The organism is Campylobacter sp. CH186 (genome assembly GCF_004378925.1).
Classification (GTDB): Bacteria; Campylobacterota; Campylobacteria; order Campylobacterales; family Campylobacteraceae; genus Campylobacter_D; species Campylobacter_D jejuni.
On the sequence record NZ_RYYB01000006.1, the window covers coordinates 74,015 to 85,986 of the forward strand.

At 29.9% G+C, this 11,972-nt stretch carries 18 protein-coding genes and 1 pseudogene; 17 read left to right on the forward strand and 2 right to left on the reverse strand.

Annotation, left to right across the window (positions count from 1 at the left end; genetic code table 11):
* Position 1: 1 nt before the first annotated feature.
* From ELQ09_RS06635 to ELQ09_RS08440, 17 genes are all read left to right on the forward strand, one after another.
* A complete protein-coding gene (locus tag ELQ09_RS06635; RefSeq protein WP_070316677.1) occupies positions 2-658 on the forward strand; it encodes a 16S rRNA (uracil(1498)-N(3))-methyltransferase in 657 nt (218 codons plus the stop codon).
* A 78-nt stretch (positions 659-736) separates the two neighbouring features.
* Positions 737-937: a 50S ribosomal protein L31 gene (rpmE, locus tag ELQ09_RS06640; RefSeq protein WP_002851603.1), complete on the forward strand. Its 201-nt coding sequence runs from the start codon at positions 737-739 to the stop codon at positions 935-937.
* Between the two features lie 2 nt (positions 938-939).
* Entirely contained in the window at positions 940-1,764 is an 825-nt protein-coding gene (gene rsmI, locus ELQ09_RS06645) for a 16S rRNA (cytidine(1402)-2'-O)-methyltransferase (RefSeq protein ID WP_070316678.1), read from the forward strand.
* A gap of 13 nt (positions 1,765-1,777) precedes the next feature.
* Complete coding sequence (gene rlmB / locus ELQ09_RS06650) at positions 1,778-2,461, forward strand: 23S rRNA (guanosine(2251)-2'-O)-methyltransferase RlmB (RefSeq protein WP_002866330.1); 684 nt, start codon at positions 1,778-1,780, stop codon at positions 2,459-2,461.
* Positions 2,454-3,392 (forward strand): hypothetical protein, encoded by a 939-nt coding sequence (locus tag ELQ09_RS06655; RefSeq protein ID WP_070316679.1) that lies wholly within the window; start codon positions 2,454-2,456, stop codon positions 3,390-3,392. The genes rlmB and ELQ09_RS06655 overlap by 8 nt, the downstream gene beginning before the upstream one ends.
* The gene (locus ELQ09_RS06660) at positions 3,386-4,192 is read left to right on the forward strand and encodes a hypothetical protein (RefSeq protein WP_070316680.1); all 807 of its coding nucleotides are present in this window, start codon (positions 3,386-3,388) and stop codon (positions 4,190-4,192) included. The genes ELQ09_RS06655 and ELQ09_RS06660 overlap by 7 nt, the downstream gene beginning before the upstream one ends.
* A 10-nt stretch (positions 4,193-4,202) precedes the next feature.
* A complete protein-coding gene (locus ELQ09_RS06665; RefSeq protein WP_134263852.1) occupies positions 4,203-5,405 on the forward strand; it encodes an LL-diaminopimelate aminotransferase in 1,203 nt (400 codons plus the stop codon).
* 3 nt (positions 5,406-5,408) lie between these two features.
* Positions 5,409-6,656 (forward strand): homoserine dehydrogenase, encoded by a 1,248-nt coding sequence (locus ELQ09_RS06670; RefSeq protein ID WP_002896293.1) that lies wholly within the window; start codon positions 5,409-5,411, stop codon positions 6,654-6,656.
* Positions 6,656-6,994: a YraN family protein gene (locus tag ELQ09_RS06675; protein WP_070316682.1), complete on the forward strand. Its 339-nt coding sequence runs from the start codon at positions 6,656-6,658 to the stop codon at positions 6,992-6,994. Before ELQ09_RS06670 ends, ELQ09_RS06675 begins: the two co-directional genes overlap by 1 nt.
* Positions 6,995-7,050: 56 nt before the next feature.
* Entirely contained in the window at positions 7,051-7,365 is a 315-nt protein-coding gene (gene trxA, locus ELQ09_RS06680) for a thioredoxin (protein WP_002825604.1), read from the forward strand.
* A gap of 133 nt (positions 7,366-7,498) precedes the next feature.
* The gene (gene trxB, locus ELQ09_RS06685) at positions 7,499-8,437 is read left to right on the forward strand and encodes a thioredoxin-disulfide reductase (protein ID WP_052782216.1); all 939 of its coding nucleotides are present in this window, start codon (positions 7,499-7,501) and stop codon (positions 8,435-8,437) included.
* A 279-nt stretch (positions 8,438-8,716) separates the two neighbouring features.
* Entirely contained in the window at positions 8,717-8,950 is a 234-nt protein-coding gene (locus tag ELQ09_RS08315) for a gluconate 2-dehydrogenase subunit 3 family protein (RefSeq protein WP_180752893.1), read from the forward strand.
* On the forward strand, positions 8,947-9,351 hold the full coding sequence (locus tag ELQ09_RS08320; RefSeq protein ID WP_180381620.1) for a gluconate 2-dehydrogenase subunit 3 family protein: 405 nt from the start codon (positions 8,947-8,949) through the stop codon (positions 9,349-9,351). Before ELQ09_RS08315 ends, ELQ09_RS08320 begins: the two co-directional genes overlap by 4 nt.
* A 284-nt stretch (positions 9,352-9,635) precedes the next feature.
* Entirely contained in the window at positions 9,636-9,758 is a 123-nt protein-coding gene (locus ELQ09_RS08490; RefSeq protein ID WP_257408068.1) for a hypothetical protein, read from the forward strand.
* Between the two features lie 150 nt (positions 9,759-9,908).
* On the forward strand, positions 9,909-10,271 hold the full coding sequence (locus tag ELQ09_RS08430) for a hypothetical protein (RefSeq protein ID WP_240692721.1): 363 nt from the start codon (positions 9,909-9,911) through the stop codon (positions 10,269-10,271).
* A 4-nt stretch (positions 10,272-10,275) separates the two neighbouring features.
* Positions 10,276-10,428 (forward strand): hypothetical protein, encoded by a 153-nt coding sequence (locus ELQ09_RS08435; RefSeq protein ID WP_243834165.1) that lies wholly within the window; start codon positions 10,276-10,278, stop codon positions 10,426-10,428.
* Between the two features lie 266 nt (positions 10,429-10,694).
* Positions 10,695-10,979, forward strand: a complete 285-nt coding sequence (locus tag ELQ09_RS08440; protein WP_243833567.1) for a GMC oxidoreductase — start codon at positions 10,695-10,697, stop codon at positions 10,977-10,979.
* 126 nt (positions 10,980-11,105) lie between these two features.
* Here ELQ09_RS08440 and ELQ09_RS06700 read toward each other — a convergent pair.
* A pseudogene (locus ELQ09_RS06700) lies at positions 11,106-11,605 on the reverse strand (alkaline phosphatase PhoX); the annotation flags it as partial.
* Positions 11,592-11,768, reverse strand: coding sequence for an alkaline phosphatase PhoX (locus ELQ09_RS06705; RefSeq protein WP_134224907.1), 177 nt, complete (start codon positions 11,766-11,768; stop codon positions 11,592-11,594). The pseudogene ELQ09_RS06700 and the gene ELQ09_RS06705, both read right to left, overlap by 14 nt.
* Between the last annotated feature and the right edge of the window lie 204 nt (positions 11,769-11,972).

Consider the following 11,972-nt stretch of genomic DNA (forward strand, 5'->3'; position numbering starts at 1 on the left):
AATGCAATTTTTGTATAACAAGCAGGCTGGAGAAGAGTTTATACAACTTCAAGGTGAAAACTTTAACCATTTAAAAGCAAGAAGAGTAAAGGAAAATTCGGAGCTAAATCTTAGAAATTTACAAGATAATTTTCTTTATAACTATACAATCTTGAATTTAACAAGAAATTCTTGCACTTTAAAATTTTTAAACAAAAAATCACAAAATATAAAACAAAGTGAATTAAACTTAGCCTTAGCCATTATAGATACTAAAATTTTAGAAAAAACTCTACCTTTCTTAAATGAACTTGGAGTCAAAAAGCTACATTTGGTTTTTACAAATTTTTCACAAAGAAATTTTAAAATTGATTTAGAAAGATTTGAAAAAATCATTATTTCCTCTTGTGAACAATGCGGTAGAAATACTAAAATGGATTTAATTATCCACCAAAGCACTCAAGAATTTGTTCAAAAATTTCCGAATGCAATTATGGTTGATTTTCAAGGAAAACAACAAAGTCATTTCGATGAAAAAGAATTATATTTTATAGGTCCTGAAGGTGGATTTAACAATGATGAGAGATTATTGTTTAACCGGAAAATCTCTCTTAAAAGCTCTAATATTCTAAAAAGTCAAACAGCTATTATAGCCATAGCTTCAAAAATTTTGCTTTAACTTTTCTTAAATTAATCTCTTTTTTATGTTAAATAATTTATAATCACGGCTTATTGTTTTAATTTTTAAGGAAAACTAATGAAAAAAGAAATTCACCCAGAATATGTAGAATGCAAAGTAAGTTGTGCTTGTGGAAATACTTTTACAACAAAGTCAAACAAAGCAGAATTAAGAGTAGATATTTGTTCAAATTGCCATCCTTTTTTTACAGGTAGTGAAAAAATTGTAGATGCTGCAGGTCGTGTAGAGAAATTTAAGAAAAAATACGCAATGCAATAATTATGCTTTATTTTATTCCTACCCCCATAGGAAATTTAAGCGATATTTCTTTTAGAGCCTTAGAACTTTTAAAGACTTGCAATCTTGTGTTTTGTGAAGATACAAGAGTAAGCAAGTCTTTGATTTCACTATTAAATGCGAAATTTCACACTGATATACATATTTCTAAATTTATAGCCTTACACTCTCATAATGAAAAAGAAGTTTTAGCAAGTATTGATTTAAAGATATTTGAAAAAAATGTAGCTTATTTAAGCGATGCAGGAATGCCAGGAATTAGTGATCCTGGTAGGACTTTGGTAGAATTTGCACAAGAAAATAATATCACCTATGAAATTTTACCAGGTGCAAATGCAGCCTTAGTTGCTCTTGTAAGCTCAGCATTTTGTCAAAAAGAATTTATCTTTATCGGTTTTTTAGCAAATAAAGGCAATGAAAGACAAAAAGACATAGAAAAAATTTTAAATCTTCCTTATCCAAGTATTATTTACGAATCCCCCAAGCGTATTTTATCTTTGATAGAACAAATTATGATTCTAGATAGTCAAAGAGAAATTTTTTTAATTAAAGAAATCAGTAAAAAATTTGAAAATAAATTTAAAGGCAATGCTAAAGAGCTTTTTGAAATTTTAAAAAAGTCTAATTTAAACGGCGAATGGGTTGTAGTACTACAATCAAAAGAACAAAATTTTTTGCAAAATACTCTTTGTGAAAAAGATATTATGGATTTAGAGCTGCCTTTAAAAGCAAAAGCAAAATTATTATCAAAGTTCAATGGAAAAAATGCAAAAGAAATTTATCAAAAACTGCTTTTAAGTCAAAATTAGGTAAAATTTCAATATGATAGTTTATGGGAAGCAAATATTTTTTTATATTTTAGAATATCATAAAGACTGTATCAATGAGCTTTATTTAGCAAAAGAATGTGATAAAACTACTTTTTCCAAAATTGCAAAATCAGGTTTTAAAATCAAAAAACTTGATTTTAAAACTGCTCAAGCTTATGCAAAAGGTGGAAATCATCAAGGTTTTTTGCTAGATATTAAAGAAAGTTCTTTTGCAAATTTAAATGAGATCAAAAAAAATGATTTTATTGTTATGCTTTATGGAATTAGTGATGTAGGAAATATAGGGGCTATCACCCGTACAGCTTATGCTTTAGGGGTTGGGGCTTTAATTTTTATTGGTGAAAAATTAGCCATGGAAGGAGTAATTCGCACAAGCAGCGGAGCGGCTCTTGATTTACCTATTGTGATAAGCAACGATGCTTTAAGTGTAATAAACGAACTAAAACAAGTAGGTTTTTATTTTTATGCGAGCGATGGCTCGGGAAAAGAAATTCACAGTGTAAAAATAAGCAATGGTAAAAAAGTTTTAGTTTTGGGTAGTGAGGGTTTTGGTTTAAGCTCTAAAATTGTAAAAAAATGCGATGAATGTGTGGGCATTGCGATGAAAAATAATTTTGATAGTCTTAATGTCAGCGCTGCTTTTGCAATACTTTGTGATAGGATGTTAAATGCTTAATTGGAAAAAAATACAAGAATTAAATTTAAAAGAAGTTGCAACAAAAACGCAAATTGAACTTGATTTTCTTGAAGCTTTAGTAGAAAAGAATTTTGCTGTTTTAAGTCGTTTTAATGTTAAAGGTTTTGTTAAAATTTTAAGCAGAGAATACGAACTCGACTTTAGTGATTTTAACGAAGAGTATGAAGCTTATCTTAACGAAAACAATCCTACTCCACAAACAAAATCAAAAATGATAACCCCCAAACTAGATGCTTATAGTCAAAAATCCTCTAACACTTGGCCTTTTTTGATTGTTCTTATTGTTTTAGTGATTATAGGAAGTGGAATTTATTATTTTGATACACTTAAAACTTTTTTCAAAGATGAACAAAATAATACTAGCGCAACAGTTATAGATATCATAGGACAAGCACAAGAAAATTTAAAATTTTTAGATGAAAACAGTGTTGTTGTTATAGACAACAATAAAGCACAAGAAACAAATCAAACAGAGAGCGTTTTACCAAGCCAAAACATCTCATTACAAGAAAATGATAAAAACATAAGCATAGAAAATAACATCAGTGAAAATAACACAACCCTACTTGATGAAGAAAAAAATACCCAAATCCAAGAAGACACAAATGCACCAAAAACTGATTCTTTAAAAGAAGCACATTTTAAAACTTCTTCCAAAATATGGATAGGTTTGATAGATTTAAAAAACCTTAAAAAAACAAGCTTTGTTAAAGAAAAAGATTTTAACATTTCTTTAGATAAAGATCAGTTAATTTTAACAGGGGCTGCAGCTTTAACAATGTTTAATCAAGAAAATAAAGAACAAAAATTTCCTGCAGGAATTTCAAAACGTTTCTTGATTAAAGATGGAAAAATTACAAGTATTTCACCTGCTGAATTTGCAAAATTAAATAAAGGTAAAGAATGGTAAAAAAAATTATTATTCTTACTCTTTGGGTTAATATATCTTTTGCAATCTCAAGTCTTGATTTGGCAAAAAATTTAGTAAACAATCCTAGTAAAAATTCTCAACTAGAATTATTATTTTCAAATAATTCTTACATAGATAATAATGGAAATTGTGATATTGCAAAAATATCTCAAATATTAAAAACCAATTCTTTAATCGCCTTAACACTATCAAATCCTCAAAGTCTAAGATTAAATTTTAAAGCAAAAGCTGATGAAGTTATGTTTTTTAAAATTTTATCTGATGTTTTAACAGATGCTGGATACATATATTTTATCCCCACAGATTTGATTTTAAGAGAAGGAAATATTGACTATACCATACAAGTAGAATCTCAATATGTTTTAGATCCTGGAACGCTTTATAATCTCTTAAAAGAAAATTCTGTCTATATAGATAATATTAAGCGTATTGGGACATATGATTATGAATATGATTTAAATTTTTCCAATGCTGTATTAAAAACCAACACAAATGTTAATTTAAATACTCCAAAATCATTAGAAAAGCCCCTTAAAGACTATGTGCTTAATTTAAAAAATGCTACAAATTTGATTATTGATGCAAATGATTTAGATAATTGGTTTCCTAAAATCTTCTTTTTAGATAAAAATCTAAATCTAATTAAAGCAGTAAAAAGTGAAAATAAAAATAATCATTTTTCAGAACTTATTCCAAATGGTGCTATATATGCTATTGTAAGCGATATGTATAGTTTAGATAATATACGCAGGGGTTTAAAAATCACACTTAAAAAATAAGGATTAAGAAATGTTTGATGAAATCCGTTTTAATACCATAGAAAGACTTCCAAATTATGTTTTCGCAGAAGTAAATGCGATAAAAATGGCAGCAAGACATGCTGGAGAGGATATCATCGACTTTTCAATGGGGAATCCCGATGGTAAAACTCCTCAACACATTATAGATAAACTTTGCGAAAGTGCTAACAAAGATAAAACCTCAGGATATTCTACATCCATGGGGATTTATAAACTTCGTTTAGCAATTTGTAATTGGTATAAAAGAAAATATAATGTTAATCTAGATCCTGAAAATGAAGTTGTAGCTACCATGGGTTCAAAAGAAGGTTTTGTAAATCTTGCAAGAGTGATTATAAATCCTGGAGATGTTGCTATTGTACCTACTCCTGCTTATCCTATACATACTCAAGCTTTTATTATAGCAGGGGGTAATGTAGCAAAAATGCCTTTAGCTTATAATGAAAAATTTGAACTTGATGAAAATCATTTTTTTGAAAATTTGCATAAAACTTTAAATGAAAGCATCCCACGTCCAAAATATGTCGTTGTTAATTTCCCGCATAATCCAACAACAGTAACTTGTGAAAAAAGTTTTTATGAAAGATTGATAGCAACGGCAAAAAAAGAAAGGTTTTATATTATTTCAGATATTGCATATGCAGATTTAACTTATGATGACTATAAAACTCCTTCTATTTTAGAAATTGAAGGCGCAAAAGATGTAGCGGTAGAAACTTACACTCTTTCAAAATCTTACAATATGGCGGGCTGGCGTGTGGGTTTTGTAGTAGGAAATAAACGCTTAGTCAGTGCACTTAAAAAAATAAAATCTTGGTTTGATTATGGTATGTACACACCTATTCAAGTAGCAGCTACCATAGCTTTAGATGGAGATCAAACTTGCGTGGATGAAATTCGTGCAACTTATGATAAAAGAATGCACATTTTACTTGAAGCTTTTGAAAATGCAGGTTGGAAACTTCAAAAACCAAGAGCAAGTATGTTTGTTTGGGCAAAACTCCCTGAAAGCAAAAGACATTTAAAAAGTTTAGAATTTTCAAAGCAACTTTTACAACGTGCTAGTGTTGCAGTAAGTCCTGGGGTAGGTTTTGGCGAAGCAGGTGATGAGTATGTAAGAATTGCTTTAATTGAAAATGAAAATCGTATACGTCAAGCTGCACGCAATATCAAAAAATATTTAAAAGAGTAAGTTATGAAAGTAGCGATTCTTGGTTATGGCACTGTTGGAAGTGCGGTGGTTAAATTTCTTTTAGAAAATGATAAACTCATTCGTGCAAGGTGCGGTCAAAGCATAACTCCTGTGATCGCTCTTGCTAGAAGTCCTAAAAAAAATGCTTTAATTCCAATTACTCATAGCGTTGAAGAAATTTTAAATGCTGATGTAGATGTTTTTGTGGAGTTAATGGGTGGAGTGGATGAAGCTTTTAAAATAGTGAGTGAAATTTTAAAAAAGAAAAAAGCTGTTGTTACTGCAAATAAAGCTATGCTTGCTTATCATCGTTATGAACTTGAAAATTTGGCTAAAAATTTAGCCTTTGGTTATGAAGCAAGTGTGGCTGGAGGAATTCCTATTATCAAGGTTTTAAAAGAAGGTTTAAGTGCAAATAATATTTTGGCTATAAAAGGGATTTTAAATGGCACGAGTAATTATATTTTAAGTTCTATGAGTCAAAAAAATATGAGTTTTGAACAAGCCTTACAAATAGCTCAAAATTTAGGTTATGCAGAGGCTGATCCAACTTTTGACATAGAAGGACAAGATGCAGCACATAAACTGCTTGTTTTATCAAGTATCGCTTATAATCTTAAAGCTAAACCTGAAGATATTTTGATCGAGGGTATTAGTGAAATTGCGCCTGAAGATATGTATTTTGCTAATGAGTTTGAATTTACCATAAAACTTTTAGGTATAGCTAAGGTGCGTGAAAATAAAGTAGAATTAAGAGTGCATCCTACTATGATAGATAAAGAAAAAATGCTTGCAAAAGTTGATGGAGTGATGAATGCTATAAGCATTAATGGAGATTTGTTGGGTGAAAGTTTGTATTATGGAGCAGGAGCAGGAGGAGAGGCCACTGCAAGTGCTGTGATTTCAGATCTTATGGATATAGCAAGAGATCAGGTAAAAGCACCAATGCTTGGTTTTGTGAATACTTTAGAATACGAGCTTTTAAGCAAAGATGAAATTTATACAAAATATTATTTAAGGGTGAAAGTTGAAGATAAAATAGGGGTTTTATCTAAAATCACACAATTGATGAGTGAAAATAATATTTCTATTGATAGTTTTTTACAAAAACCTAAAAAAAATGATGAAAATTACAGTACTTTGTTTTTTACTACGCATTTAACTTATGAAAAAAGCATACAAAATTTGCTTGAAATTTTACGCAAACAAGATTTTATAAAAACCAAGCCTTTTATGATGCGTATAGAATAATGGGTTTAAAAGCTTATTTAGATGGAATTTTAGGTGAAGATAAGGCTTGTAAATTTTTAAAAAAACAAGGCTTTGAAATTTTAAAAAGAAATTTCCATTCTAAATTTGGAGAAATCGATATAATAGCCAAAAAAGATGAAATTTTACATTTTATAGAGGTTAAATTTACTCAAAATAACTATGAAGTTTCTGAGCGTTTGGATAGAAAAAAACTTGAAAAAATTTTAAAAACTATAGAATTTTATCATCTTAAAAATGGAATTTCATCGGATTTTCAGATTGATCTGATTTGCATTAAAAATGATGTGATACAATTTTGCGAAAATATAAGTTTTTAAGCTGATATTTAAAAAAATAAAATACAATTAGACAAAAATTAAAGAAAGGAAAAATTATGGGAAAATATATTGAATTAACAAGTGATAATTTTGCTCAAGCAAAAGAAGGTGTAGCTTTAGTTGATTTTTGGGCTCCATGGTGCGGACCTTGTAGAATGCTTGCTCCAGTTATTGATGAACTTGCAAATGACTTCGATGGTAAAGCTAAAATTTGCAAAGTAAATACAGATGAACAAGGTGATTTAGCAGCTGAATTTGGTGTTCGCTCTATTCCTACACTTATTTTCTTTAAAAATGGTGAAGTTATAGATCAACTCGTTGGTGCACAATCTAAACAAGCAATTAGCGATAAACTAAACTCTTTACTATAAACTAAAGGCTAGTATAACTAGCCTTCTTCTTAAAAATTTCAAATTTATACTAAATAATAATTTTTATTAACTACTATTAAGAATAATTTTTATATCATTATTAATAATAAAATTCAATATAAAGGAAATATAAATGTTAGATGTAGCAATCATAGGTGGAGGTCCTGCTGGACTTAGTGCCGGACTTTATGCAACTAGAGGTGGTCTTAAGAATGTAGTAATGTTTGAAAAAGGTATGCCTGGTGGACAAATTACCTCAAGTTCTGAAATAGAAAATTATCCAGGTGTAGCCCAAGTTATGGATGGAATTTCTTTTATGGCTCCTTGGAATGAACAATGTATGCGTTTTGGTTTAAAACATGAAATGGTTGGAGTAGAGCAAATTTTAAAAAATAGTGATGGAAGTTTTACCATCAAATTAGAAGGTGGCAAAACAGAACTTGCTAAAGCTGTGATAGTTTGTACAGGTTCAGCTCCAAAAAGAGCAGGTTTTAAAGGCGAAGATGAATTTTTTGGAAAAGGTGTAAGCACTTGTGCAACTTGTGATGGATTTTTTTATAAAAATAAAGAAGTTGCAGTTTTAGGTGGTGGAGATACAGCTTTAGAAGAAGCTTTGTATCTAGCAAATATTTGTTCTAAAGTTTATCTTATCCACCGCAGAGATGAATTTAGAGCAGCTCCATCTACAGTAGAAAAAGTTAAGAAAAATGAAAAAATAGAACTCATTACTAGTGCAAGCGTAGATGAAGTATATGGTGATAAAATGGGTGTTACTGGTGTAAAAGTAAAATTAAAAGATGGTAGTATTAGAGATTTAAATGTTCCAGGAATTTTTACTTTTGTTGGTCTTAATGTAAGAAATGAAATTTTAAAACAAGACGATGGTAAGTTTTTATGCAATATGGAAGAAGCTGGGCAAGTAAGTGTTGATCTTAAAATGCAAACTAGCGTTGCTGGACTTTTTGCCGCAGGAGATCTTAGAAAAGATGCACCTAAGCAAGTTATTTGTGCTGCAGGTGATGGAGCTGTAGCTGCATTAAGTGCTATGGCTTATATAGAAAGCTTGCATTGATTTTTTCTTATTAGGCTAGAATTCCTAGCCTAAATCTTTATATCAACACTCCTTAAAAATATAAAATATTTTTCATAATGTTTTATAAATATTATTAAATATAATTTAAATTATATTTAATAATATTACATAATTATATATTTAAAAAAATATAAAAATATTATTTTTTAAATTAATATTTTTATATTAAAAGCTATAACTTACTTATGTTAAAAAAATAAGGAAGGAATAAACATAGACAAAAAACAAAGTCACAGAAATTTTCTTAAAGCCTCATCTTTGTTTGCTTTAGTAGGTGCTAGCGCACCAAGTATGGTTTTTGCTCATACGCACAATCAAAACAATTTGAATTCTATTCAAATTGATATTCTGAGTGAAGCAGTAGAAAGAATTTTTCCCAAAGATGATTTAGGACCAGGTGCTAAAAAATTAGGTATAGCTATTTTTATAGATAATGAACTTGCAGGAAATTACACGGAAGTGGAGCAAAAGATTATCGCTTTGGACCTTTGATACAAGGAAAGAAAAATCAAGGTTATCAATATCCTTTAACTAGAGCTGAACTTTTTAAAATGGGAATTAATGCTTTAGATGAAGAAGTAAAACTTCATTATAAAAAAGGCTTTGTAAAGCTTAGCGCAAAACAAAAAGATGAAGTCTTAAGAGCTTTTGAGCAAGATAAAACCAAGGTTTCTTTTGAAGATAAGATAAAGGCGAGTGATTTTTTCACAGAATTAAGAAACATAACTATAGCAGGAGTTTATGCTGATCCAATTTATAGTGGCAATGCAAATATACAAGCTTGGCGTATGAAAAAATTCCCAGGGGCACAAATGACTTACGCAGCTCAAGTTTTAGATGGAGATAAATTTGAAGTGATAGAGCCTATTTCTTTGGCTGATATGTCGCATTAAAGGAATACAAATGGCAAAAATACTTAAAAAACAGATATTGTTGTTATAGGTTTAGGTTGGAGTTCGTCTATTGTTGCAAATGAGTGCGCTAAAGCAGGACTTAAAGTTGTCACCTTAGAAAGGGATGGACATCAAGATACTTCTGATTTTTTGGGTGCACACGATGAATATAAATATGTCAATAATGTTGCAATGAAACAGGATTTAAGCAAAGAAACTCAAAGTTTTAGGAATTCAGGCGATAAAATGGCTTTGCCTATGAGAAAAATTACTATACTTTTGATGTGGGAAATAATGTAGGTGGAGCAGGAGTTCATTGGAATGGTATGAGCTATCGTTTTTTACCTTATGATTTTGAAATAAAAAGCAAAACCGAAGAACGCTATAGTAAAAATAAAAATTTCTAAAGATTATCCTATACAGGATTGGGGTGTAACTTATGTGAAATGGAACCTTATTATGATAAAGTTGAAAAATTGGGGTTTCTGGAGAAGATAAAAGTCCTTTCTTAGAAAAAAGAAGCAATCCTTATCCTAATCCACCTTTGGAAAAATACTATGCTTAAAAAATTTAGAGAAGCGGCTAAAAAATTAGGGTATCATACTTGCATGGTTCCTGCTTCAAATTCTTCTCAAAGTTATACAAATCCTGACAAACAAAGCTTGGGAGCCTGTCAGTATTGTGCTTTTTGTGAGTATTTTGGTTGCGAATATGGAGCTAAAGCTTTTCCTATAGTAACAACCATACCTTCAGCTTTAGCAACAAAAAATTTAGATATTAAAACTTATGCTAATGTGTTAGAAATTTTGCATAAAGATGGTAAAGACAGGGGTAAAATTTATCAATACTTTAACTTTAGAAGAATTTATCCAGCCTGCAGAAGTGGTTATGCTAGGCTCTTATGTTTTCAACAATGCTAATTTAATGGTTTCTAATATAGGCGAAATTTATAATCCAAAAACAGGCAAAGGAACTTTAGGAAAAAATTATAGCTATCAAATCACACCTAGTGTTAATGGTTTTTTAAAAGATCCATTTAATCTTATCTTGGAGCTGGGGCACTTTGCAATTGGATAGATGATTTTAATGGGGATAATTTCGATCATTCCAAACTTGATTTTATCCACGGTGCAAGTTTTAGACTTTCTCAAAACTGGGATCGTCCTATAGCTTCAAACTCTACAGAACCTAACACACCTTCATGGGGAGTCGAATTTAAAAAAGCTTCTATTTATAATTATACTCGATTTACTTATATTGGAGCTCAGGGTGCATCTATTCCTTATATAGGTAATTATTTATCCCTTGATCCAACTTATAAAGATACTTATGGACTACCACTTATCCGCGTAACCTATAATTTTACCAAGCAAGATAAAAATCTTTATAATTTTATGCTTCCAAAACTAAAAAGCATCATGCAAGAAATGGGAGCGCAAAATATTTACACTTCGCCAAAATTAGGAGATTATGGAGTAGTTTCAAATAGTTGGTATACTTTTACACATATTGCCGGCGGAACTATAATGGGTACAGATAAAAACACAAGTGTAGTTAATCCTTATTTACAACATTGGGATGTTAATAATCTTTTTGTCGTAGGTGCAGGAATTTTCCACATAATCTAGGCTACAACCCTACCTTAACCTTAAATGCTTTAGCCTATCGTGCTAGCAAAGCTATTATAAAATATTTAAAAACTGGTAATTGCTAATACAGTGATTAAATTCCAAGCCTTAAGTTTTTGGAATTTATTAGCTTCCTATCACTCCACCATCAAGTTTTCTTATCATCATTACACTCGATCTTGGCGTTTTTCCATAAGGAAAAGTACTACCTTTTAAATCTTCTCCTGGATGTTGTATGCCTACAAACATTGTAGTATAATCCTCACTAAAAGCAATCCCTGTTAATTCACAAGCAATAGGCCCTGTTAAAAAACATTTCCCCTGTTTTTGGATTTGCTGCTAGCATGCAGTTATTTCCTATACCTTCGTATTCATCTTTATTAGAATAAGATCCATCTGTTTGTATCCAAAGTCTTCCATCTCTATCAAATTTAAGTCCATCAGGAGAATTAAATTTATTTTCACTTATAATAACTTGTAATATTATTTGAGCCTTTATATAAGCCTTGTTGGTTATCAGGATTTCCAACAAAAGTAAAAATTTCCCAAGTAAAATCATCGTCTTTATGAGAATTTTTTGGCATCCATTTTAAAATTTGTCCATAAACATTTTTAGTCCTTGGATTTACTGCATATGATTTTATTTTCATCATAAAGTTTTGCTTTACTAAAAAGTGAATCATCCCAAGAAATTAAAACCTTTGCCTCATAACCTTGTGGTACTATAACTTTATCTTGTGTGCTTACACTAACAGCTTTAAAACCTAACAAATCCTTATCCTTAAGCATAAAAAGCACTTAAATTTGAACTTAAAAAAAGCCACCATAGAACCTAAAGCTAAACTTTTTAAAAACAATATTCTTTCCATTTATTTTTACTCCATATTAAAATTTAAAACAATGGAAATATAGAAATATTTGGAAACTTTTTAGAAATTTTGATGAAAATTTAAATCGAAGGAAAAATTTATACCTAGTTTTTCACTAGGTATA

Bases quoted from the DNA above. Each gene is read 5' to 3' on its own strand.
- rpmE (WP_002851603.1), top strand. From the start codon at position 737: ATGAAAAAAGAAATTCACCCAGAATATGTAGAATGCAAAGTAAGTTGT.
- rlmB (WP_002866330.1), top strand. From the start codon at position 1,778: ATGATAGTTTATGGGAAGCAAATATTTTTTTATATTTTAGAATATCAT.
- ELQ09_RS06670 (WP_002896293.1), top strand. From the start codon at position 5,409: ATGAAAGTAGCGATTCTTGGTTATGGCACTGTTGGAAGTGCGGTGGTT.
- ELQ09_RS06660 (WP_070316680.1), top strand. From the start codon at position 3,386: ATGGTAAAAAAAATTATTATTCTTACTCTTTGGGTTAATATATCTTTT.
- ELQ09_RS06675 (WP_070316682.1), top strand. From the start codon at position 6,656: ATGGGTTTAAAAGCTTATTTAGATGGAATTTTAGGTGAAGATAAGGCT.
- ELQ09_RS06705 (WP_134224907.1), bottom strand. From the start codon at position 11,768: ATGCTTAAGGATAAGGATTTGTTAGGTTTTAAAGCTGTTAGTGTAAGC.
- ELQ09_RS06665 (WP_134263852.1), top strand. From the start codon at position 4,203: ATGTTTGATGAAATCCGTTTTAATACCATAGAAAGACTTCCAAATTAT.
- ELQ09_RS08430 (WP_240692721.1), top strand. From the start codon at position 9,909: ATGCTTAAAAAATTTAGAGAAGCGGCTAAAAAATTAGGGTATCATACT.
- trxB (WP_052782216.1), top strand. From the start codon at position 7,499: ATGTTAGATGTAGCAATCATAGGTGGAGGTCCTGCTGGACTTAGTGCC.
- rsmI (WP_070316678.1), top strand. From the start codon at position 940: ATGCTTTATTTTATTCCTACCCCCATAGGAAATTTAAGCGATATTTCT.
- ELQ09_RS06655 (WP_070316679.1), top strand. From the start codon at position 2,454: ATGCTTAATTGGAAAAAAATACAAGAATTAAATTTAAAAGAAGTTGCA.
- ELQ09_RS06635 (WP_070316677.1), top strand. From the start codon at position 2: ATGCAATTTTTGTATAACAAGCAGGCTGGAGAAGAGTTTATACAACTT.
- trxA (WP_002825604.1), top strand. From the start codon at position 7,051: ATGGGAAAATATATTGAATTAACAAGTGATAATTTTGCTCAAGCAAAA.
- ELQ09_RS08435 (WP_243834165.1), top strand. From the start codon at position 10,276: ATGGTTTCTAATATAGGCGAAATTTATAATCCAAAAACAGGCAAAGGA.